The organism is Halopseudomonas sp. MFKK-1 (assembly GCF_027474385.1).
Taxonomy (GTDB): Bacteria; Pseudomonadota; Gammaproteobacteria; order Pseudomonadales; family Pseudomonadaceae; genus Halopseudomonas; species Halopseudomonas aestusnigri.
The window spans coordinates 337,302-359,945 of the sequence record NZ_CP114836.1 but is presented as its reverse complement, the minus strand read 5'-3'; the positions used below and the strand labels follow the sequence as shown (position 1 = coordinate 359,945).

At 61.0% G+C, this 22,644-nt stretch carries 15 protein-coding genes; 9 read left to right on the top strand and 6 right to left on the bottom strand.

Annotated elements, in window-relative coordinates:
* The first annotated feature begins 43 nt into the window (after positions 1-43).
* From O5O48_RS01625 to O5O48_RS01595, 7 genes are all read left to right on the top strand, one after another.
* Complete coding sequence (locus tag O5O48_RS01625; RefSeq protein ID WP_269687982.1) at positions 44-394, top strand: hypothetical protein; 351 nt, start codon at positions 44-46, stop codon at positions 392-394.
* On the top strand, positions 388-2,073 hold the full coding sequence (locus O5O48_RS01620; protein ID WP_269687981.1) for a PepSY-associated TM helix domain-containing protein: 1,686 nt from the start codon (positions 388-390) through the stop codon (positions 2,071-2,073). Before O5O48_RS01625 ends, O5O48_RS01620 begins: the two co-directional genes overlap by 7 nt.
* A complete protein-coding gene (locus O5O48_RS01615; protein WP_269687980.1) occupies positions 2,070-2,387 on the top strand; it encodes a DUF3325 domain-containing protein in 318 nt (105 codons plus the stop codon). The genes O5O48_RS01620 and O5O48_RS01615 overlap by 4 nt, the downstream gene beginning before the upstream one ends.
* A gap of 153 nt (positions 2,388-2,540) precedes the next feature.
* The gene (locus tag O5O48_RS01610; protein ID WP_269687979.1) at positions 2,541-3,806 is read left to right on the top strand and encodes an efflux RND transporter periplasmic adaptor subunit; all 1,266 of its coding nucleotides are present in this window, start codon (positions 2,541-2,543) and stop codon (positions 3,804-3,806) included.
* A gap of 9 nt (positions 3,807-3,815) precedes the next feature.
* The gene (locus O5O48_RS01605) at positions 3,816-6,887 is read left to right on the top strand and encodes a multidrug efflux RND transporter permease subunit (RefSeq protein WP_269687978.1); all 3,072 of its coding nucleotides are present in this window, start codon (positions 3,816-3,818) and stop codon (positions 6,885-6,887) included.
* The gene (locus O5O48_RS01600) at positions 6,884-9,952 is read left to right on the top strand and encodes an efflux RND transporter permease subunit (protein WP_269687977.1); all 3,069 of its coding nucleotides are present in this window, start codon (positions 6,884-6,886) and stop codon (positions 9,950-9,952) included. The genes O5O48_RS01605 and O5O48_RS01600 overlap by 4 nt, the downstream gene beginning before the upstream one ends.
* Before the next feature lie 15 nt (positions 9,953-9,967).
* Positions 9,968-11,389, top strand: a complete 1,422-nt coding sequence (locus O5O48_RS01595) for an efflux transporter outer membrane subunit (RefSeq protein ID WP_269687976.1) — start codon at positions 9,968-9,970, stop codon at positions 11,387-11,389.
* A 120-nt stretch (positions 11,390-11,509) separates the two neighbouring features.
* Here O5O48_RS01595 and O5O48_RS01590 read toward each other — a convergent pair whose 3' ends face one another.
* Positions 11,510-11,797, bottom strand: a complete 288-nt coding sequence (locus O5O48_RS01590; RefSeq protein ID WP_269687975.1) for a hypothetical protein — start codon at positions 11,795-11,797, stop codon at positions 11,510-11,512.
* A gap of 499 nt (positions 11,798-12,296) precedes the next feature.
* Here O5O48_RS01590 and O5O48_RS01585 point away from each other — a divergent pair, with 499 nt between their 5' ends.
* Together O5O48_RS01585 and O5O48_RS01580 are read left to right on the top strand one after the other, a co-directional pair.
* Positions 12,297-14,321 carry an autotransporter family protein gene (locus O5O48_RS01585; protein ID WP_269687974.1) on the top strand — a complete coding sequence of 675 codons (2,025 nt, stop codon included), beginning with the start codon at positions 12,297-12,299 and terminating at the stop codon, positions 14,319-14,321.
* Positions 14,322-14,382: 61 nt separating this feature from the next.
* Complete coding sequence (locus O5O48_RS01580) at positions 14,383-14,997, top strand: response regulator transcription factor (RefSeq protein ID WP_269687973.1); 615 nt, start codon at positions 14,383-14,385, stop codon at positions 14,995-14,997.
* On the opposite strand, the gene O5O48_RS01575 is transcribed toward O5O48_RS01580, so the two are convergent.
* The 5 genes from O5O48_RS01575 to O5O48_RS01555 all read right to left on the bottom strand — a co-directional run bounded on the left by O5O48_RS01575 (position 14,968) and on the right by O5O48_RS01555 (position 22,514).
* Positions 14,968-16,260, bottom strand: coding sequence for a sensor histidine kinase (locus O5O48_RS01575; RefSeq protein WP_269687972.1), 1,293 nt, complete (start codon positions 16,258-16,260; stop codon positions 14,968-14,970). The genes O5O48_RS01580 and O5O48_RS01575 overlap by 30 nt on opposite strands.
* Before the next feature lie 117 nt (positions 16,261-16,377).
* Positions 16,378-17,877 (bottom strand): methyl-accepting chemotaxis protein, encoded by a 1,500-nt coding sequence (locus O5O48_RS01570; RefSeq protein WP_269687971.1) that lies wholly within the window; start codon positions 17,875-17,877, stop codon positions 16,378-16,380.
* Positions 17,877-18,413 carry a PAS domain-containing protein gene (locus O5O48_RS01565; RefSeq protein ID WP_269687970.1) on the bottom strand — a complete coding sequence of 179 codons (537 nt, stop codon included), beginning with the start codon at positions 18,411-18,413 and terminating at the stop codon, positions 17,877-17,879. Before O5O48_RS01565 ends, O5O48_RS01570 begins: the two co-directional genes overlap by 1 nt.
* Before the next feature lie 318 nt (positions 18,414-18,731).
* Entirely contained in the window at positions 18,732-20,126 is a 1,395-nt protein-coding gene (locus tag O5O48_RS01560) for a class II fumarate hydratase (protein WP_269687969.1), read from the bottom strand.
* 174 nt (positions 20,127-20,300) lie between these two features.
* Entirely contained in the window at positions 20,301-22,514 is a 2,214-nt protein-coding gene (locus tag O5O48_RS01555) for a TonB-dependent siderophore receptor (protein WP_269687968.1), read from the bottom strand.
* Between the last annotated feature and the right edge of the window lie 130 nt (positions 22,515-22,644).

Sequence of the window (22,644 nt, the reverse complement as noted above, 5' to 3'; positions counted from 1 at the left end):
TTCGCAATATGTCCGGGGCATATCGACCGACCGGGCTCTGACAATGGTGATTGGCATGACACGATGTCTGTTCCGGGGGGGGCGCATGAATAGTGCGCTCGCCCTTCCACTGATGTCGCGTGTTTTCGCGGCGATTTTTGCTGTTTACGCGTTCATCTGGGGGGTTGTTTCCCTGGGCGTGGTCAGCCTGAGTGCAATCGGTGTCGACTTTCACAGTGCCGAGCAAAGCATGCTGATGTTTGGGCTGCTGCTCTACGTTGTGTTGTTTATCTGGGTGTTCGCCGTTAAAAGTCTGCTGCGGATCTGGCTGGTGCTCGGGCTCGGTGCGGTGCTGATGCTGTCGGCGGCCTGGTTGCTGCAGCCTTTGCTGCTTTGTCAGGAGGCCGCATGCTGAACAACTTTCGTCTCTCCATGGCCTGGGTGCACACCTGGTTCGGGCTGGTGCTCGGTTTTGTGTTGATGGTGGTCTTCTTCTTCGGCTCTCTGTCGGTGTTTGACCGCGAGATTGATCGCTGGGCGGTGCCGGCGACCCGCTTCGAGCCGCAGCCGATGCCGTCCTACGATAACCTGCTGGCCGATGTGTATACCCGCCTCAAACCGGATCCGGTCGATATGGCCGCAACGGCGAAGCGTGTCATTGGCGAGTTGCCGGCGGCTGACACTATGCCGCTGGTTTCCCTGTTTGCCTACACCACGCATCGTGATCCAGTGCTGCTGATCGGCGGGGAGTTCGGTATTCCCAATCAGCCGAAGAATCCCGCCGACGACCATTTGCACGTGCATGGCCGGGCGACGGTGGACCCGCGTACTGGCGAGTTTCTGCCGGATGACGCGCTGAAGATCGGCAGCGACTGGTTTTACCCGCTGCACTACAGCCTGCATCTGAACTGGATGTATCTCGGTACCTACGTGGTCGGGCTGGCGGGGCTGGTGATGCTGGTTGCGCTGATTACCGGGGTGATCATGCACCGCAAGGTGTTTCGCGAGTTCTTCACATTCCGGCCAAACAAGCGCATCCAGCGCAGCGCGCTGGATCTGCATAACATGACGGGTGTGGTTGCACTGCCATTTCACTTCTTCTTTGCCTTTACCGGGGTGCTGATCTTTGCCGGCTTTTATTACTTCCCGGTTTCGCAGACGCTGCTCAAGCCGCTGCACGATCAGCATGAGGTGCTGGAGGCCGCGCACACCGGGCTGCCCCATGACGAGGCGGGTATTCCTGCGCCGCTGGCGTCGGTCGATGCCATGGTGGCCGAGGCCAGGCGCATCTGGGCTGAGCGCGATATGGCCGGTGAGGTCGGTTTCCTGACCATCGAACATCTTGGCGATGCCAACGGCTACGTCAGTATCTACCGTGCGGGAAGTGATCGGGTTGCGCTGGTTGGCGAGGGTATTCACTTCCGTGCCAGCACTGGCGAGCTGCTGCGCGAAGATCCGCCGAGCCCGCCGGTGGAAGCGGTCGCGCGGTTTCTGACGGGGCTGCATTTGCAGCACTTTGAGCACTGGGCGCTGCGCTGGCTGTATGTGCTGGGCGGCCTGTTGGGCTGCGTGTGCATTGCCACCGGTTTTGTCTTCTTCGTGGAAAAGCGCAAACAGGATCATGCCTGCCGCGGGCTTCAGGGTTGCAGAGTGGTTGATGCGCTGGCGGTTGCCAGCGTGACCGGGATGGTGCTGGCAGCCGTCGCCATGCTGGTGGCCAACCGTATCCTGCCGGAGGCTGTGGTTGGCAAGGGTGAGTGGGAAAAGGCCGTGTTCTGGTGGGCTTGGGGGCTGTCGTTGCTGCACGCGTTGTGGCGCAGCGCACCTGTGGCCAAGGCGTTGCGTAATCCGGCCTGGGCTGAGCAGTGCTGGCTGCTGGCGCTGCTGGCGGTGACGGCTGTGCTGTTGAACTGGGTAAGCACCGGTGATCACCTGTTCAAGACCGTGGTTACGGATCCCTATTGGCCGGTTGCCGGGGTGGACCTCAGCCTGTTGGCGTCGGCGGCCGTGGCGGTGTTTGCGGCCCGCAAGCTGGCTCAGCCGCGAACGGTTCAGGCCTCTGCACTCTGCACAGAGTCGGGAGGTGGTCTATGACTGACTCTGTCTGGTTGCTGCTGGCGGCCGTTGCCATGCTGCTGGCTACCGGCTGGCTTGCCCTGTCTCTGCCGCCTCACTGGCGCCAGGTATTCGGTACCGACGCGCCGCCATCGGCCTTGCGCTTGCGTGCAGCAGGCTGGAGTGCGCTGCTGGCAGCGGCGGTCTGCTGCTTTGCGGCAGATCATCCGTCGATGGCAGTGCTGGTCTGGTTTACCCTGTTCTCTGCAGCCGCGATGATCACCAGTTTGGTGTTGAGTTACCGTCCGGCCTTGTTGCGCCCGCTCTGCCCGTCGCTGCTCCGCCTGCCTTGATCTCACCGCAGGTCGACGGTGCGTTTGCTTGCCTGGGGTCAGAAGTTGGTAAAAGTATGTAAATTCGCTACTTCCGAAGGCTGATCTTTCCTAAAGTCTGGCATTCGAGGCGGCGCCTTGCGCCGCTGCTGTTCAGAATACGGATTACATGCCATGTCTCTCCCTCAGTCTTCTCCCCGGTCCCTTCGCAACTGGCTGCTGCTGGCTGCGGCTGTTGCTGGCGCCGGCACCTTTGCCTGGTTTCAGTTCGGCAGTCAAACTGCGCCCGTCCAGCCGGACGGCCTGCGGCGCATGGGCTGGGATGCGCCTGCTGTGGTTCGGGTCGAGCCGGCGGCGCTGGGGCAACTGGATGTGCAGATCAAGTCGATAGGCACGGTCACTCCGCTCAACACGGTTACCGTTCAGAGCCGGGTCAGTGGCGTACTGGAAAAGGTGGTGTTCGAGGAGGGCGCAAGGGTGGAGCAGGGCGCGTTGCTGGCCGAGATTGATCCTTTGCCCTATCTTGCCCAGCTTGAGCAGGCCGAGGGTCAATTGCAGCAGAATCGCGCCAAGCTGGAGAACGCCCGGGCCGATCTGAAACTCTACGAGCAGCTCTGGGAGCAGGACTCCATCGCACGCCAGCAGCTCAGTGACCAGCGGGCGCTGGTGCAGGAGTTGATCGGCACGGTGCGCGCCAATCAGGCCCAGGTGGACGACGCCAGGTTGCAGCTGTCCTGGACGCGGATCACCGCGCCGCTGTCCGGTCGCCTCGGTCTGCGCAAGGTCGACCAGGGCAACCTGGTGACCGGTAGCGAAGCGGAGGGGCTGGTCAGCATTACCCAGACCCAGCCGATCGCGGTCAATTTTACCGTGCCGGAGGTTGACGTGCCGGCCCTTCGCGACGCGCGCCGGGGCGATGCACCACTGAAGGTCGAGGTGCTGGATCGAGGCGAGCAGCGGGTGCTGGCCACCGGCGAGCTGACCACCCTCGACAACCAGATTGATACCAGCACCGGCACGCTGCGGGTGCGCGCGCAGTTTGCCAACGAAGATGAAGCACTGTTCCCCAACCAGTTCGTCAATGTGCACCTGCGGCTGAAGACGCTGGAGTCGGTAGTGACGATTCCGGGTGATGCGGTGCAGTTTGGTACCGAGCGCAATTACGTTTACGTTGTGCAGGACAACAAGGCTTATGTGCGCAATGTGGTGCTGGGCGCCGCCGCAGACGGCCGGGTAGCGGTCACCGAGGGGCTGGAGCCGGGTGAGCTGGTGGTACTCGAAGGGCTGGATCGGCTGCGTGACGGCAAGCAGGTCAATATTCCTGACGCCAGTGGCGCAGCAGCCGGCGCGGCGCGCGCGCCTGCTGCTGCGGATGCGGTTCGGGCAGGGCAGGACCGCCCGGGAGCGGGTGAGCGCCGCAGCCCGCCGCCGGCCAACTGAGGCTGATTGATGAAAGGTCTCTCGACGCCCTTTATTCTGCGCCCGGTAGCCACGTCGCTGCTGATGCTGGCGTTTCTGATCGCCGGCCTGGTTTCCTGGCGGCTGCTGCCGGTCGCCGCGTTGCCGCAGGTGGATTACCCGATCATTCAGGTGTTTACCTTTCAGCCGGGTGCCGGGCCGGAGGTAACGGCGCGCACCATCACCGCACCGCTGGAACGCTACCTCGGGCAGATTCCGGGCCTGAAGCAGATGTCCTCGACCAGCTCCGGCGGGGCGTCGGTCATTACCCTGCAGTTTGATCTTGGCGAGGATCTGGGCGTTGCCGAGCAGGAAGTGCAGGCGGCAATGAATACCGCCGACAGCCTGCTGCCGAATGACCTGCCAACGCCGCCGATCTACCGCAAGGTCAACCCGGCGGACGCGCCAATCCTGACCTTGGCGATTACCTCCGACAGCCTGCCGCTGCCGGAGGTGCATGATCTGGTCGACACCCGCATGGCACAGAAACTGGCGCAGATTTCCGGTGTTGGCCTGGTCAGCCTGGCCGGTGGTCAGCGGCCGGCGGTGCGGGTGCTGGTCAACCCGATGGCGCTGGCGTCCTACGGGCTCAGTCTCGATCAGGTGCGCCAGAGCATTGCCGCCACCAACGTCAACCAGCCCAAGGGCAGTTTCGACGGCCCTACGCGCAGCACCATGCTCGATGCCAACGATCAGATTCGCTCGGTCGAGGATTACCGCAAGCTGATCCTCACCTGGCAGAACGGTGCACCGCTGCGGCTCGGTGACGTCGCAACCATCATCGACGGTGCCGAAGACCGCTTTCTCGCCGCCTGGGCCAACGGCCAGCCGGCGGTACTGCTGAATGTCCAGCGTCAGCCGGGTGCCAACGTCATCGAGGTCACTGACCGGGTGCGTGAGTTGCTGCCACAACTGGCCGGCACCTTGCCTTCGGCGGTGGATGTCACCGTGTTGACCGACCGTACCCACAGCATTCGCGCCTCGGTACGTGACACCCAGAAGGAACTGCTGTTTGCGGTCGCGCTGGTGGTATTGGTCACGTTCGTCTTCCTGCGCAGCATTCCGGCGACCATCATCCCTAGCATCGCGGTACCGCTGTCGCTGGTCGGCACCTTTGCCTTCATGTATCTGATGGACTTCTCGGTCAACAACCTGACCCTGATGGCGCTGACCATTGCCACCGGCTTTGTTGTGGATGACGCCATTGTCATGCTGGAGAACGTGGCGCGGCACCGGGAGATGGGCGAAACGCCAATGCAGGCGGCGCTCAAGGGCGCGGGCGAGATCGGTTTTACCCTGATGTCGCTGACCTTCTCGCTGGTTGCGGTGCTGATTCCGCTGCTGTTCATGCCGGATGTGGTGGGACGGCTGTTCCACGAGTTTGCCATCACCCTGGCGGTGGCCATCGTCATCTCGCTGGTGGTGTCGCTGACGCTGACGCCGATGATGTGCGCGCGCATGCTCAGCACGCCGCCGCAGGAGAAGTCCGACGGTTTGCTGCATGGTGTGATTGAACGCTACGGCCGCGCGCTGGACTGGGTGCTGGAGCGCCAGACCCCGGCGCTGCTGGTGATGCTCGGCACCATCGCCTTGACCGGGTTGCTGTACCTTGCGGTCGACAAGGACTTCTTTCCGGTGCAGGACAGCAACGTCATCCAGGTGGTGACCGAAGGCCCGCAGGACATTTCCTTCACCGCCATGGCCGAGCGTCAGCAGCAGTTGGCTCAGGCCCTTCTGCAGGACCCGGGCATCGAGAGTCTGTCGTCATTCATCGGCGTGGACGGCGTCAACGTGACGGTCAACAGCGGGCGCATTCTGATCAACCTGCCGCCGCACGACCAGCGCGACGAGAGCCTGTTCGAGGTGATGGCGCGGCTGCGCGAGCGGGCGGCGAGCGTCGACGGTATCAGCGCCTGGTTTCAGCCGGTGCAGGAGCTGACCATCGAAGACCGGGTCAGCCGCACCCAGTACCAGTTCAGCCTGACCAGCCTCGACAGCGACGCGCTGCATGAGTGGGTGCCGCAGATGGTTGCCGCACTCAACGCCCGTCCGGAGCTGAGCGAGGTGGCGGCGGATTTGCAGCAGCGCGGTATGCAGGCTTACGTCGAGATTGACCGTGACGCGGCAGCGCGGTTCGGCCTCGATGTGACGGATATAGCCAATACGCTCTACAACGCCTTCGGCCAGCGCCAGATCGCGACGCTGTTTACCCAGTCAAATCAGTACCGGGTGATCATGGAGGTCGATCCGCAATTTGCCGGTGACCCGGAGAGCCTGCAACGGCTGTTTATCACTACCTCAGACGGCGGCTCAGTACCGCTGGCCAGTGTGGCTCGGGTGCAGCAGCGTACAGCGGCGCTGCTGATCAACCATCAGGGCCAGTTCCCCGCCACCACAGTGTCGTTCAATCTGGCGGATGGCGCGTCGCTTGGTGAAGCCGTTCAGGCGATTGAAGAGGTGCAGCAGGCTCTGGCGTTGCCGGTCACCATCGAGCTGCGCTTTCAGGGCGCGGCCGAAGCCTTCCGGGCATCGCTCGGCAACACCTTGTGGCTGATTCTGGCGGCGGTACTGACCATGTATATCGTGCTGGGTGTGCTCTATGAGAGCACTATCCACCCGGTCACCATTCTCTCGACCCTGCCTTCGGCTACGGTCGGCGCGCTGCTGGCGCTGTTGCTGACCGACCGTGCGTTGGACATGATCTCGGTGGTCGGCATCGTGCTGCTGATCGGTCTGGTGAAGAAGAACGGCATCATGATGGTCGACTTTGCCCTGGAGGCGCAGCGCAATCAGGGCATGAGCCCGCGTGAGGCGATCCATCGGGCAGCGATGTTGCGTTTCAGGCCGATCTTGATGACCACGCTGGCGGCCTTGTTTGGCGCACTGCCGCTGATGCTGGCCAGCGGCTCGGGTGCCGAACTGCGCCAGCCGCTGGGTGTGGTGATGGTGGGCGGTCTGCTGGTCAGCCAGGTGCTGACTCTGTTCACCACGCCGGTGGTCTATCTGTTCTTCGACCGTCTGGCCGGCAAGCCGGCGGCGCAACCGGCTGAGGCGCTGGAGTGAGCGGCGGATTTCTGCATCGCCCGATCGGGCTGACGCTGGCTGCCGTGGCGCTGGTGCTGTCCGGCCTGCTGTGCTGGCGCCTGCTGCCGGTCGCGCCGCTGCCACAGCTGGATGTACCGATGATCGTGGTCACCGCCAGTTTACCCGGGGCCAGTCCGGAGAGCATGGCAACCACAGTGGCAACGCCGCTGGAGCGGGCGTTGGGTGCCATCTCGGGGGTAACCGGCATCTCTTCCAACAGCAGTCAGGGTTCGGCGCAGATTGCGCTGACCTTCGAGCTGGGGCGCGACCTGAATGAAGCCGCCCGGGAGGTGCAGGCGGCCATCAACACGGTGCGCGGCGACTTGCCGGCAGGCATGCCCGGCAACCCGCAGTATCGCAAGATCGACCCGTCGCAGGCGCCGATCATGGGGCTGGCGTTGAGCTCGCCCAACCTGTCGCCAAGTGAGCTGTACGACATCGGCTCGACCATTCTGGCGCAGAAGCTGGCGCAGATCTCCGGCGTGGGCGAGGTCAGTGTGGATGGCGCGTCTCTGCCGGCAGTGCGCGTGCAACTCGATGCCGGCGCGTTGCTGCATTACGGTATTGCCCTGGACGAGGTACGCAGCGCCATCGCCAACAGCAATGCGTTGCGCCCGCTCGGGGTGATCGAGCAGGGCGAGCACCGCTGGCAGGTGCAGACCAGCGATTCGCTGCGCACCGCGGCGGCCTACCGCTTGCTGGTGGTCCGCCATCAGGACGGTGCGGTGGTGCGCCTCGGTGATGTCGCCAGGGTCACCGACTCGGTTGAGGACCGCTACAGCAGCGGCTTTCATAACGAGCGTCAGGCGGTGGTGCTGAGCATCAGCCGGCAGAGCGGTGCCAATATCGTCGAGACCATCGACAACATCTATGCTCGGCTGCCGCAACTGATCAACCTGTTGCCGGAAGACGCGCAGCTGTCGGTGGTGATGGATCGCTCACCGGTGATTCGCGCCACCCTGCGCGAGGCGCAGATTTCCCTGCTGCTGGCGACGCTGCTGGTGGTCGCCGTGGTTTGGCTGTTCCTCGGCAATTTGCGTGCGGCGCTTATTCCGTCGACGGCGATTCCGGTCTCGCTGATCGGCAGCTTTGTGGTCATGTATTTCTTCGGCTTCTCGCTCAACAACCTGTCGCTGATGGCGCTGATCGTCGGTGCCGGCCTGGTGGTGGATGACGCCATTGTGGTGCTGGAAAACGTCCAGCGGCACATGGGCAACGGCCTGTCGCCGTTGGACGCCGCAGCGCGCAGTGCCCGAGAGCTGCGCTTTACCCTGATTGCCATGACGCTGGCACTGGCGGTGGTGTTTGCCTCGATCCTGTTGCTGGGCGGCCTGATCCGTCAGCTGTTCGAGGAGTTTTCCATCACCCTGGTGGCGGCCATGCTGATCTCGCTGCTGGTATCGCTGACGCTGACGCCCAGCCTGTGCGCGCTGTGGCTGAAACCCACGCCGGCCGGGCACAAACAGGATGACAGGGACTCCCTGTTTGCCAGACTGCGCGGTGGCTACGACCGCTCGCTGCATTGGACGCTCAACCATAGACCGATCGCGCTGCTGGTGCTGCTGGCGGCTATCGGCAGCAGTGTCTGGCTGGCGGCCAGCCTGCCGGAGGAGTCGCTGCCGCAGCAGGATTCGGGGCAGATTCGCGGCTTTTTGCGCGGCGATGACGGCATGTCGTTCCAGATCATGCAGCCGAAGATCGAGGCCTATCGGCAGTACATCCTCTCCGATCCGGCGGTCGCGGATCTGACCGGCACCAGTGGTGGCAGTGGCGGTTTGACCAACGCTCAATTGACCATTCGCCTCAAGCCGTTGGCCGAGCGCAAGGTTTCCGCACAAGCCGTGGTCGACCGGCTGCGCGCCAACGCACCGCCGGTGCCGGGCGTGCTGATGATGCTGATGGTCGATCAGGATCTGCAGTTCCGCCCGCCGTATCGGCGCAGCGAGTATGAAGTATTGTTGCGCTCGGACTCGCTGGCGCAGCTTAAGGTGTGGTCACGCAAGGTGGCCCAGGCGATGACGCAAAGCCCGCTGCTGGTGGATGTAGATTCGATGGACGGTGACGAGACGCGTCAGGTGGTCCTTGATATCGACCGCGAGGCCGCCCGGCGCCTCGGCGTCGACATGCAGACTATCGCCTCGACCCTGAACAACTCCTTCTCTCAACGTCAGGTTGCCACCCTGTACGACGAGCTGAACCAGTATCGGGTAGTGATGGAGCTGGACTCGCGCTACACCGAGCGCCCTGAAGTGCTGGCTCAGCTCGAGGTTATGGGCTCGGAGGGGCAGCGGGTGCCACTCTCCAGCTTCGCTACCTGGGGTTACGGCATGGCCGAAGACCGCGTGCGCCACGAAGGGCAGTTTGCCTCGATGGGCGTGGGGTATGCGCTGGCGCCGGGCGTCACCGAAGCGCAGGCCAAGGAGGCCATCGCGCAGATTCTCAACGAGGTGATGTTGCCGAGCGATGTGCATGAGGCACCTCCGTCGGCCAACGATTTTGGCGCTGCGGTCGAGCCGTGGATCTTTGTTGCCGTGCTGCTGGCGGTGTATCTGGTGCTCGGTGTGCTCTACGAGAGTACGCTGCATCCGCTGACCATTCTCTCGACCCTGCCGCCGGCCGGGCTGGGCGCGCTGCTGGCGCTCAAGTTCGGCGGCCAGAGTCTGAGTCTGATCGCCATGCTGGGGCTGTTCCTGCTGATCGGTATCGTGATGAAGAACGCCATCATGATGATCGACTTCGCGCTGGAGCTGCAGCGCCGCGAAGGGCTCAATCCGCAGCAGAGCATTCACCGCGCCGCGCTGCTGCGCCTGCGACCGATTTTGATGACAAACCTCGCCGGCATGCTCGGCGCGGTGCCGTTGATTATGGGCTTTGGCGAAGGTGCCGAGATGCGCCGCCCGCTGGGGATCACCATTTTTGGTGGCTTGGCGCTAAGCCAATTGCTGACGCTGTACACCACGCCGGCGGTCTATCTGTATCTGGAAAACCTGCGTCAGCGCGTGTTGTGCCGTGGTGCAACCGAACCTTCCTCACCCTCAACCTGATCGGGGCTGTTACCGATGAAGCTCTCCCTGCTGTCTACCTCTGTTGTTCTGGCCACTGCGCTGATTGGCGGCTGTACGCTCGGCCCGGATTACCGGGTGCCGACCACGGTCGAGCCCTCAGCGCTGCGCTATGACCAGGGCTGGCAGCCGATGCCGGCACAGAGCTGGGCAAGCAGCGGGCGCTGGTGGGAAGTGTTTGGCGATACCGAGCTGAACGCGCTGATCGAGGAGGCCAACCAGCGCAACCAGACGCTGGCACAGGCTGAAGCCCGTTATCGCGCAGCATTGGCGCAGCGCAGACTGAGTACCGGCGAATACAGCCCGACCCTGAGCGCGGCGCTGGATACCGCACGCAGCGGCGGCAGTGAAGTTAGTACCGAGACTCGCAGCAGCGCGCAGCTGGGTATCAGTTGGGAGCTGGATCTGTGGGGGCGGGTGCGCCGTCAGGTCGAGTCCGATACCGCTGCGCTGGAAGCCAGTGCGGCGGATCTGGCCGCCGCCCGGCTGTCGATTCAGTCGGCCGTGATCAACAGCTACATCAATCTGCGCGCCCAGGACCTGCAGTATCGGCTGCTGGAGCAGACGCTGGCGTCCTCAGCCCGTTCGGCCCAGCTGACGCGCAACCAGTACGACGCCGGCATCGTCTCCCGCGCCGACGTGATTCAGGCCGAAACCCAGCTGCAGTCTCTGCGCAGTGACCTGTACGACCTGCAGAATCAGCGGGCGCTGGAACAGAACACCATTGCCGCGCTGCTGGGCCGTGCCCCGGTCGATCTGGAACTGGCGGTAGTCGAGGCGCTGCCCGCGGTGCCGCCGATTCCGGCGCAACTGCCAGCGGAGCTGATTGCCCGCCGCCCGGATGTGGTCTCTGCCGAGCGTGGCGTCGCAGCGGCCAACGCCGATATCGGCGTCGCCATCACCGCCTGGTTGCCCACCCTGACACTGGGCGGCAGCGCCGGTGTCAGCGGCAGTTCGATCAGCGATCTGTGGGATACGCCGGTACGGGTCTGGTCGGTTGGGCCGAGTCTGGCGCAAACCCTGTTTGACGGCGGCCGGCGCAGTGCTTCCCGAGACGCTGCCCTGGCCCGCTACGACGAGCAGGTCGCCGCCTACCGCCAGACCGTACTCGACGCGCTGGCCGATGTGGAAAATGCGCTGGCAACTACCGCCATCCTGCGCGAGAAGGCCGTGCAGCAGGATCGGCTGGTTGAGCTGGCAGAGGAAAACGAACGGGTGATCACCAATCGCTACCAGTCCGGTCTGGTTTCCTATCTGGAGGTATCGATTGCCCAGAACACCACGCTCAGCGCCAAACGCGGCCGCATCAGTGTCACCAGCGCGCAACTCGCCGCTGCCACCGAACTGGCTTCGGCCATCGGCGGCGGTTGGCAGGTGGGCGATGATGTGGGGGATGCAGGCGAGCGGCCAGAGCCGTGACGGAGGCTCGCAAACCCTGTTTTGCGAGCTTGAACAGCTGTACTGAGTATCTCAGTCACCCTTTGGGGTGAAGACCAATTGCGATGGCATCCGCATATTCCGCGCTGGTCTTTGCTCAACTCAAGGGAATGTCATGCTGTTTTCCAACGCACGATCTTTTTTTACCCCTGCGGCGGCTTTCCGGCTCTCCATGCTGGCCTCATCTATCCTCGCTGCTTCCTGGTCGCTGTCGGCGGGTGCCGCCAGTGGCTCCTGCGCCACATCGCCGGTGACGACTGCTGTTACCGGGACGTGTCTGATCGATTCCGATAACGACTCTGTCACGGTCGATGTCAGTGGCTCAATCAGTGCCACCGGCACTGGCGTCAGAATCGCTGCGTCCAGCCCGGGACTTATCAGCGGGGTCACGCTGACCAACTCTGGGGCCATTGAGGGGACTGGCTCCGGTGGTTACGGTGTCCATGCGATCTCACCGTCGGGCCTGGATATCGTTAACCGTACCGATGGCCGCATCACTAGCGCTCAGTCGTTCGCGATTGCCATCGATAACAATTCTGGTCTCCCCTACAGCGCATCGGTCATCAACGATGGCCTGATTTCGGGGGTGTCCGGGATTAATGCATATGGTTCCTCGGGGGCTCGGGCGCAGCTGATGCTGATTAACTCAGGTACGGTTCGGGGCATCGGTAGTTCGGCTATTGAGACCGGTTATGCGGACATCTCGTTGCTTTCCAATACCGGGATAACCTCCTCAGACAGCGGGACTGCAACGATTCATGTGAGATATCAGTCGACGTTGAGCAGTTTCGCCAACGGTACCGCGGCGACGATTGAAAACACCGCATCCAATGGCCGGGCGTTTTGGTCTGAGGGAAGTGATGTCGGCAGCTTTGTTAACGATGGCTTCATGCGCAATTCTTCCAACGTGTTGCCGACCGTTCACATCGTTTCCGGGACGGTGGGCAGTTTGACCAACGGTAGCCTGATTCAGAACCTGGGTAACGCTGAAGCGCTTTATATTGCGCCAACGGTGGCGTCTGCTGGCAGTACGGTTGTGCGTAATAACGCAGGCGCCACTATTTCCAGCCAGCAGCGTGCGGTGATGATTACCAACGCGGCGGACTTGGGCAATTTCATTAACGCCGGCAGTATCATCGGCAACTTCAGCGTCGGCACCAGCAACTCGCTCAGAACGTTGACCATTGGCGGTAACGAGTCTGCACTGTTCAATGGCATGGTGGATCTGGTCACCTCTACCGCAACGCCCGGCGTTGATGGTGGTGATCTGGCGTTCGTCACTGGCAGTCGCTATGCGATGCTCGGTGATCAGCATTTTCGGGTGCGTAACTTTAACCTGGATGGCGGGACGCTCATTCTGGACCCGCGCGCGTCCAATCGCACCGTGGGGACCGCTGCAACGGTTTTGCTACCGACCATCAGCGGCAACCTGATTGGTGCCGACGGTCAGCTGGAAGTGGTTGTGGTCAACAACACGACCTATGGGCAGCTTGCGGTGGAGGGTGATGTGGATCTCACCGACACCACGCTGGCTGTCAATGTGCAGGCCAACGGCTTGCTCAGCGCGGGCAACCTGTTCGCCGATGTTATTTCCTCTACGGGCGCCATCACCTACGGTAATTTCAGCATCAGCGATAACTCCGCGCTGTGGGACTTCGACACCATACGCAATGCCAGTGATCTGGATCTGCGCCTGACCGCCGACGGTCAGGGGGAGTCCAGCACGTCTACTGGCGGGTCCGGTGGCTCTGGCGGTTCTGGAACCCCATCGCTGCCCAATAGCGGTAACGTCATTACCGCTGCGCAGGTCACTGGCAATACCACCGCTCAGGGGGTTGCACCCGTGATTCAGAGCGTCGCCGATGACTACGCGGCCAACGGCTCCACAGGCAGCTCGCAGCTCGACTCCATGATTCTGGCTTTGGGCAACTACAGCACGGCTGCCGGGCTGGCCGACGGCGTGGCAACCCTGGCACCGGCCAGCGTGCATTCTGGCCGAGAGGCTGCCCAGGCGAACCGCCGGATGCGTGAGCTGATTGGGCGGCGTGATGCCTACCTGTATGCTCTGAACCCTGAAACAGCGACAGCTGAACCGAGCAATGTGTGGGCTCAACCTTTCGGCTCGCGTGCGCGTCAGCAGCAGCGTTCCGGTGTTGAGGGTTACGACGTAGACAGCTATGGCGTGCTGCTCGGCATGGATGGCGGTATCGACGACGTGACCGAGCTGGGGGTCGCCTTCGGCATCGGGCGCAGCGATATCGACAGCAACATGTCGGTTGGCGGCTACGAGAGTGAGCTCAACAGCTATCAGCTGCTCGGCTACCTCAACCGTGAACTGGGTAATGATGTCGTGCTGGGGCTGACGGCCGGGCTCGGGTATGCCGAATATGAAACAGACCGCGATCTGTTTAATGGCATGACCGCTCGTTCTGAATACGACACCTGGACTGCCAGCGCCGGTGCTGAGTTGAAAAAACACTACGCGGTAAATGAGCAGTTTGATGCGGCGGTTCAGGTCGGTCTGAGCTACGACTACACCGATGTTGACGGGTATTCAGAGTCCGGTGCTGGCGCGCTCAACCTGGATGTCGATGGCACCGATTACCAGAGCCTCAATGTCGAAGTGGGTACTGAGTTGGCTTACGATCTCGGTGATGGCTGGATGTTGTTTGGTCAGGCCGGGGTGAGCTATGACGCATTGGCTGAGCAGGCGAAGCTTGATGCGGTGCTGGTGGGCACTGGCGATCGGTTCGCTACCCGCGGCATTGATGCCGATGCCTGGCGCTATGATGCCGGCTTGGGCGGCAAGTACGTGGTTGATAACGGAGCCGAACTGGCAGCGTTGTATAGCGTATCCTGCCAGAGCGGGTTTGTTGAGCAGGCTGTTACGCTGAATGCGCGCATGGCATTCTGAGTGACAGGGGCCGCTCCCTTTTTTGGGGGGGCGGTCAATGGCGGCAAGGGAGAATGATGTAATGGATTTGTTGATTGTTGATGATCACCGGCTGTTTGCCGATGCAATGCAGCATGTGTTCGCTGATCACCCGCAGATCGACGCCGTGCACTACGCCTCTGACCATGACGAGGCGCTGCAACAGATTGTGGCGCAGGCCGGAAACGAGCTGATCGTCCTGATGGACCTGAATCTGGCGGGTGAGTCAGGTGTCGATCTGAATAACCGCTTGCGCTCTCTCAACCCCGCCATGCGCACTATTTTTTGTACAGGAGAGCAGCCAACAAACCTCTGCCTTGATGAAGCACTGCTGCGCGCCAGTTCGTTTGTATTCAAAACCGATGCGCTGGCTGATATCCGCGCCTGCATGGACTGCGTGCTGGACGGAGGGCGTTATCAGTCCGCTAGCCTTCGCGGCGTTCAGTCGGTCGTCGCCGAGACGCTCAAACTGAGCGAGCGTGAGGGTGATGTGGCGAGATTATTGATGCAGGGGTTACGCAATGTCGAGATTGCAGCGCGGTTGGGCGTTACCGACAACACGGTAAAAACCCACCTCAAGAGCATTTACTCCAAGCTCGGCGCTCGAAATCGAGCCGATTGTCTGCTGCTACTGGAGAAGCTCCGCTTCCTGGACTGACTCCAGTATCCCCGGTGAATGGTCAAGCGGGATCAGCAGTGTGGTTTGCCAGCTGCCTTTATCGCGGTACACCCTGAGCCGTGCACTGATGGCGCGACACATGTGTTCGATCATGATCAGTCCGTAGCCCTGCAAAGGGTGATCCTGCCGGTTTTCGGCCTCCGTCTCTGCTGTCTCGCTCGCGCTGAAGTGCAGCTGGTAGTGATGCGTGTCTGCACTTGTTGCGATGTGCAGGCCCTGGATTGGGGCATGGTGAACATAATTGTAGAGAATGTTCTCAATGATGCGGGCAAGCGCAAAGGCATCAGAGGTCAGGATCGCCGCCTGGTAGTTGGAGCTGATTGCTGTTTCGGGCTTGACCGTCCTGACGTCCTGTACAACCTTGGCAAGCAGGTCTGCCGGGTTGAATCGGGAGAGCCGCAGTACCTCGTCCTGCTCTTTTAGGCTCACCATGCTCAAGGCGTCGTGCAGGCCATTCAGGGCAACCTCTGTCGCGTTCAGCGCATTGCGCGCAGCGCTGTTGTCCTGCTGCTTCTCGGCCAGCACCTCCAGATACAGCTTGGCGCTGGCCATCGGCTGACGCAGGTCGTGGCCAATGGCGGCGATCAGGTAGTCCTTTTCCAGGTTGGATGACTTCATCTTCTGAAACATGGTGCCAAGCTCAACGGACTTGATGATCAGAGCGACCTGATTTTTATGGGTTAGCAGGCTGAACAGGCTGAGCGCAGCCCAGGCCATGCAGCATAGATACACCAGTGGATGCGCCAGCCCGGTCTGCAGTTGAATGTTGTATCCCAGTGACAGGAACACCGGGGTGAGAAAGGTGATGTAAATTTCCGGATAGCACCCCATGCTGATCGAGGGCATGGCGGAAATGATCACCAGAGCCAGCAATGCGATAGACAGCGTTTGCTGTGACGCGTCGTACAAAAAGACGAATGGCATGTAAGCCCAGAAGCAGCCCCAGAGAACTGACAGCAGCATGTTGACGCGATGCCATTGACGGATTGAAGGGAGCGATGTGTTGGTGGCGGTCTTGATCTTGCGGAGCGCCAGCCAGGAGCAAATGGCGACGACCAGCAGGCTGGCGAACCACATGCCGCGCTGGCCGCTGCCGGCCGCGTTCTGGAAGAACAGTCCGAACAGAACGGCGGCAAGGGCCGAGGCGATCATCCTTGACCAGACTTCGTCGACGAACAGGGTGAAGCGTTGCTGCTCGATGATGTCGGCCTGGGGGTGATTATGAATAAGTCTGGACAGCATCAGGGGGTGAACTCAGACGTGACTCGCGTGCCATGTTAGAACCTGAAGCGGCCCTGTACCAGTTCTGTCTTTGCAGACAGTTCGTTCGCAGAGCGCTCAGGGTGCTGCCGAAGAGGATCATAGGCCCGCGCTTTCGTGCTTTTCACGGACCATTCGATCGAGATGCTGCTGTACCTGGCTGCTTTGTTTTTCGGCCAGAACCATCGCCTCGTAAATTTCGTGCTTGAGCTCGGCATCGTGATGCCACGGTTGCTGGGCGAGCTCCAGGGCACGCTGAACCGAACTGTGTACCAGTGAGTGAGGCTCGTCGAGTTTCCTGAATGACGAGGTATGGCCAAACCCTGAGACGCCTTCGCCATGGTGATACCATTGGCCTAGGCGGCATTGCTGGTGGGTAACGCTGACCGCGGCCTTCGCCGCTTCGTTGTCGATATCGTTGAGCGCGATGTATCCGTTTTGCTTGAAGATGATGTGGTCGACCTTGATCAGCGCGCTAAGTGACATATCACTCGCCACGGCCAACTTGTTGAGGGTTTCCCTTGCACCTTCTGAGAGGCTGTCGAACTGGCCCTTGAAGTGGACAACCTTTGTGTTTATTTCTTGGGCCAGCGTATTGGATTGCTCAGCCTTGGCGATGGTGGTCTCCACTGCCTTGGAGAACGACTGGATTGTCTCTGCCACCTCAACGGCCGCCTCCAGCGTGCGGCGTGACAGCGCTTTGACCTCATCGGCCACTACGGCAAAGCCGCGTCCCTGTTCCCCGGCACGAGCTGCCTCAATTGCCGCATTCAATGCCAGCAGGTTGGTCTGGTCTGCAATGTCGGTAATGATCGACAGTGATTTGGACACTCGGATACTGTCTGCGCCAAGGGCGGAGACGACGTCGCTGACATCCTGAATGGTGTGGTTGATATGCGACAGCGAATCCACCATGCCGGTAACGGCTACCTGCCCCTCAGTGGCAGCGGTGTCGGTAGATCTGGCGATTTCCTCGACCAGTTTCATACGCTCGCCAATGCCTGCGACATCACCCTGAACATCCTTCAGGTTGACGATCAGGTTGTTTATGTTGTTTGAATGCAGCGACGAGTGCAGCTCGTTGATAGCGATCAATCGAGCCGATTTTTTCATCGCCTCAATCGATTCGTTGATGTGCATGAGCGAGGTTTTCAGCACTCCAGGCATGCCTCGGTACAAGGCTTTTCGGTCGTACTTGTTGTTCGCGACGTTGCTGAAGCACGAGTCCACCTCCTTGAAATAGGATTCGACGATATCAAGCAGGTCGTTCACTTCCCAGCCGATCTTGCCGATTTCGCCCATGGTTTTGAGATTGGTGATCCGGCCGCTGAAATTACCCTGGGTGGCATTTCTAAGTGCATTGAAGATGCGGCTGCATGCCTTGAGCACCTTCAGGAAAACGCGTGCCAGGAGGAATGAGTTGATTGCGACCAGGGCGGGTGCAATCAATAGCCACAGGCCGGTATAGCCCGTGCCGATCACCACTGTTACCAGCGCGAGGTTCAGCAACACCATGAACACCATGAAGGCCAGTAGCAGACGGTTTAGAAACAGAAAACGGGAGCTGGCCCCTTTGGTTTGGGCGGATAGAAGTCCCATTAGCTTAACTCCCGGTTTTCAATGCGCATCATCATTCCAAGGTAATCGGTGTTGCGTCTGGCCAGTTCAGCATTGAAGAACTTGAGCGATTCCTCCACCCCTCCCTTGCCGCTTTGCGACGCCTCGATTTCCAGCATCTGCCGATAGACCGGAGTGATGTATTCGAGCGCTTCGGGCATGGGTTTACGGCGCACGGAGTAGTACCCAAGAGGTTTCTTATCGAGGGTGTAGTCGGTCGTCACATTGGCAAACACCCAGTAGTGACCGCCGTCCTTGCAGCGGTTCTTGATGTAGCCGAAGAACTCCTCGCCGCTACGCAGGGTGTCCCACATGAGTTTGAATACGCCCCTTGGCATATCGGGGTGGCGAATGACGTTATGGGGAAAGCCGACCAATTCGGTTTCGGAGAAGCCCGAGATGCGCATGAACGTGCGGTTGATGTAGGTGATTTTCCCTTTTAGGTCAGTCTTGCTGACGATGAATTCGTCCTCGCTCAGTGATACCTCTTTTTGGGTGACCCGTACGTTACCGACCATTGCTCAGACTCTTGAAGTGTGATGTGAATTGATTGGCTACTCCCTGTCGTTGTATCGCGTCCTAGCGTGAAATCTTTACAGCGGGTGAGCAAAATAGCTCTGATCTGCATGTTGCACATTTTTCCATGGCAGGAGTCACCGTCAATGCTGACCTTGATCTGGTCGGCACAGACACGCTCGCAGTATGGCGCAAAGATACGGATTGGCGCTCCGGCCGTATTGATGCAGGTCATGTGTGCCGCAGGTGACAAGTCGCGCGTGGCGTCGACGTCACGCTTGGAAGCAAGCGGTTGTGCAAGCGAGGGCTGCTGAACTTCGTTAACGCTGCTCTGGAGCCAGGGGGGCACCGGTCAGGGTTTGCGGATCAAGCAGCCGGGTCAGCTCCGCCCGGCTGAGATCGGTATTCTCTGCGGCGACGTCGACAATCGGCCGCCCTTCCTTGTAGGCCTGTTTGGCGATTTCGGCGGCTTTTTGATAACCGATGATCGGGTTGAGCGCGGTGACCAGGATCGGGTTGCGTGCCAGCGCTTCCTGCAGCCGGTCCTCGCGCACGGTGAAGCTGGCAATCGCCTTGTCGGCCAGCAGCCGGGTGACGTTGCTCAGCAGTTGCAGGCTTTCCAGCAGGTTGCGGGCGACCAGTGGCAGCATGACGTTCAGCTCGAAATTGCCGGACTGGCCGGCAAGGGTGATGGTGGCGTCGTTGCCGATAACCTGGGCGGCGGCCATGGCGGCGGCTTCCGGTATCACCGGGTTGACCTTGCCGGGCATGATTGAGGAGCCGGGTTGCAGTGCCTCCAGTTCGATCTCGCCCAGCCCGGCCAGGGGGCCGGAGTTCATCCAGCGCAGGTCGTTGGCGATCTTGGTGATGCTGACGGCCAGGGTTTTCAGTTGCCCGGACAGGGCAACGGCGATGTCCTGCGAGCCGATGTGGGTGAAGAAGTTGGCCGCCGGGGTAAAGGTCACGCCGGTGCTGGCGCTCAGCGCGCGGCAGAAGTGCTCGGCAAACGCGGGGTGGGCGTTGACGCCGGTGCCGACCGCGGTGCCGCCCTGGGCGAGGCTGTGCAGCATGGGCTGCAGCTGCTCCAGCCGCTCGCGGTTGCCGGCGATCTGGTCAGCCCAGGTATCCAGGGTCTGGCTGAGGCGCACGGGCATGGCGTCCATCAGATGGGTGCGGCCGGTTTTGACATGGTACTCAACGGTGCGTGCCTTGGTGCGTGTGACCTGCTCGAAATGCTGCAGGGCGGGCAATAGCTCCTCATGCAGCGCAAGGGCGGCGCTGATGTGGATGCTGGAAGGAATGGTGTCGTTGCTGCTTTGGCTGCAGTTGACGTGATCGTTCGGGTTGATGGTCTGGCCGCTGTGGCGGCTGGCCAGGGTGGCGAGCACTTCATTGGCGTTCATGTTGGAGCTGGTGCCGGAGCCGGTCTGAAACACATCGACCGGAAAGTGCTGCATGTAATCATCGGCTTTCAGCAGTTCATCGACGGCATGGCAGATGGCCTTGGCCATTGTCGCGGGCAGCTGGTCCAGTTCGGCGTTGGCACTGGCAGCGGCACGCTTGGCCAGCAGCAGGGCGCGAATAAAGCGCTTGGGCATCGGTTGGCCGCTGACCGGAAAGTTGTTGACGGCGCGCTGGGTTTGGGCGGCATAGAGGGCGTCGCCCGGTACCTGCAGCTCGCCCATGCTGTCTCGTTCAATGCGGCTGGTGCTCATTTGCGCTACTCCCTGATCGGCTGAAACGGCTGTCTGCTTCCATGGTCGGACCACGGAAGCAGACAGGTGTTCAGCATAGCGCGTGTACGCAGCCAATGGCCGAGGGTCGGCATAAGGCGCGCCTGCGGCGTCTTGCGATTGCCTCCCCCGGATGACCGGGGGAGGCAAGGACGGTCAGAAACGGTACTTGGCCGTTGCTGTCACGCTGCGTGGAGCACCGTAGGTCAATGCGCCATAGGCGTCGAAGATGTCGAAGTACTTTTCATCGGTAACATTGTTGGCGTTTAGTTGCGCCGACAGGTTGTCGGTGATGTCGTAGCGCGCCATCAGGTTGACCAGTGCGTAGGCGTCCTGCTCGATTTTCTCCAGTTGATCGTCGGGGTTGGTTGCATAGGTATAGATACTGTCCTGCCAGTTGACACCGCCGCCAATGGTCAAGCGATTCCAGTCACCCGAGAAGCGGTAAGTGGTGAAGGTGCGCAGCAATTTTGTCGGGTACAGGGTGTTGACGGCTTTGCCGTCAGCGTCTTCGACTTCAAACTGGGTATAGCCAGCGCCTATGTTCCAGCCGGGCGTCAGTTCGCCAGACATCTCCAGTTCGAAACCCTTGCTGGTAGCGCCTTCGCTGGCTTCATAGGCAAGTTCGCCAGTCGGACTGCCCGGAATCACTACCCCGGTGCTGACAGCAAGGTTGTCCTGTTCGATCTTGAAGATGGCGGCGGAGGCGTTCAACCGGCCGTCGAACAGCTCGCTTTTCAAACCCAGCTCATAACTCTTGCCCACAATCGGTTCGATCTGCTGGCCGTTGGCATCGCGCTCGGACTGGGGCAGGAAGATATCGGTGTAGCTGGCGTAGGCCGACACGCTGTCAGTCAGGTCGTAGACGACGCCGGCGTAGGGTGTCAGCTCGTGGTTGACGTCGGTTTTGCTGACCGCTGAATAGATATCGTCAGCTTCTTTCTCGTAGTTGCTGTCCCGTGCGCCCAGAATCACCTTCAGATCGTCGGTGATGTTCAGGCGGGTGGCTGCGTAAAGTCCGTGCTGAGTAACGTCACCGTAACCGTAGGTGATCAGGTTGCCCCAGACCGGTTCCGGGAAATCACCGTCATAGCTGTCAAAGTCGGCGACGCCGCCGTAACCGGTCAGGGCTTGTCGGGTGTCGGCGTCGAACTTCTGCTCACTGTGGATATAGCCGAAGGCAAGGTCATGCTCGCGTTCAAACAGCGTGATCGGACCATCCAGACGAATACTGTAGTCATCCTGCACCGTCCGGGTTTCGTATATGGCGGGGAAGCTGCTCATCGGTTCGGCGCCTGTCCTGTCCGGGTTGCCGGAGAGGTACAGCAGGCGGGATTCGGCGTTGCGTTCACCCCGTGTATAGCTGAGATTCAGCTGCCAGTCATTACCGAAGCGGTGATCGAGATTGATGAAGCGGGTCTCGTAGCTGCTGTCCCACTTGCTCCAGTCTGCAGAGGTGGTTTTAGAGCGATTCCAGTCGGTGCGTGAGCCGTCTGCATACCATACCGGAAGGCCACCCCAGATGGGCGAGTCGGAATTATTTTCCTGGCGGCTCAGACCAAACCACAGTGTTGTGTTCTCGGTGAGGTCGATGTCCATGGTGCCGTAGAGGGTTTCGCGCTGGTTGCTGTGCAAGTCGATCCAGCTGTCACCATCGTTATATTCGCCGACCAGACGGGCGCGCACAGTGCCGGCCTCGTTTACTGCGAAGGACACATCTCCGAGGGTTCCCCAGGTATCCCAGGTACCGCCGCTGACTTCCACAGACCCTGTCAGATAGGTGCTGTTTGCGCGCTTTCGCGCCATATTCAGTGAGGCGGACGGATCGCCCACACCGGCCATCAGGCCGTTGGCACCGCGTACCACCTCGACGCGGTCATACATGGCCAGGCTGCTGAAGATCTCGCCGGAGCTCCACGGCTGCTCCCAGATAGTCGGCACGCCATCGATCATCAGGGCGTTGATGTCGAAACCGCGGGCGTTGAACTGGGCGCGACTGGTCTCGTAGCGGTTGACCGATACACCGACGGTGTTGTTTACGACATCCAGAATGGTTTGCAGATTCTGATCTTCAATCTGCTGCTGGGTGACCACGGTAACCGATTGGGGGGTCTCGCGCAGGGAGAGAGTCAAAGGTGTTGCGGTACGCGCAGCTTCTGCGGTGTAGGCGCCGGTGCCCTCGGTAGTTGTGCTGCGTTGCCCCTGGCCGGTGACGCTGATTGGTGCCAGCAGCACGTCTTCTTCACTGGCGGTCTGCGCAGCGACCGGAAGAACAGTGACGGCTGAGCCGGCGACAAGAAGATGAATTGCCAGCGTCAGCGGGCGAATTCCCCGGGAGGTTTGCTGACATGGGGAGGTAGTGGTCGGCATGTAACGCGCTCCTTTTTGTATGCTAGTGATTATGAGAATCGTTCGCATTGTATTTACATATTGGGCGGAACGCAAAGACTGGCTGCCTTGGGTTGCTGCGAAGTGGGGAGGGTTGGTCTGCGAGCGCCGC

Bases quoted from the DNA above. Each gene is read 5' to 3' on its own strand.
- O5O48_RS01560 (WP_269687969.1), bottom strand. From the start codon at position 20,126: ATGAGCACCAGCCGCATTGAACGAGACAGCATGGGCGAGCTGCAGGTA.
- O5O48_RS01565 (WP_269687970.1), bottom strand. From the start codon at position 18,413: ATGGTCGGTAACGTACGGGTCACCCAAAAAGAGGTATCACTGAGCGAG.
- O5O48_RS01555 (WP_269687968.1), bottom strand. From the start codon at position 22,514: ATGCCGACCACTACCTCCCCATGTCAGCAAACCTCCCGGGGAATTCGC.
- O5O48_RS01570 (WP_269687971.1), bottom strand. From the start codon at position 17,877: ATGGGACTTCTATCCGCCCAAACCAAAGGGGCCAGCTCCCGTTTTCTG.
- O5O48_RS01625 (WP_269687982.1), top strand. From the start codon at position 44: ATGGTGATTGGCATGACACGATGTCTGTTCCGGGGGGGGCGCATGAAT.
- O5O48_RS01575 (WP_269687972.1), bottom strand. From the start codon at position 16,260: ATGCTGTCCAGACTTATTCATAATCACCCCCAGGCCGACATCATCGAG.
- O5O48_RS01620 (WP_269687981.1), top strand. From the start codon at position 388: ATGCTGAACAACTTTCGTCTCTCCATGGCCTGGGTGCACACCTGGTTC.
- O5O48_RS01595 (WP_269687976.1), top strand. From the start codon at position 9,968: ATGAAGCTCTCCCTGCTGTCTACCTCTGTTGTTCTGGCCACTGCGCTG.
- O5O48_RS01580 (WP_269687973.1), top strand. From the start codon at position 14,383: ATGGATTTGTTGATTGTTGATGATCACCGGCTGTTTGCCGATGCAATG.
- O5O48_RS01585 (WP_269687974.1), top strand. From the start codon at position 12,297: ATGCGCAATTCTTCCAACGTGTTGCCGACCGTTCACATCGTTTCCGGG.
- O5O48_RS01610 (WP_269687979.1), top strand. From the start codon at position 2,541: ATGTCTCTCCCTCAGTCTTCTCCCCGGTCCCTTCGCAACTGGCTGCTG.
- O5O48_RS01605 (WP_269687978.1), top strand. From the start codon at position 3,816: ATGAAAGGTCTCTCGACGCCCTTTATTCTGCGCCCGGTAGCCACGTCG.
- O5O48_RS01615 (WP_269687980.1), top strand. From the start codon at position 2,070: ATGACTGACTCTGTCTGGTTGCTGCTGGCGGCCGTTGCCATGCTGCTG.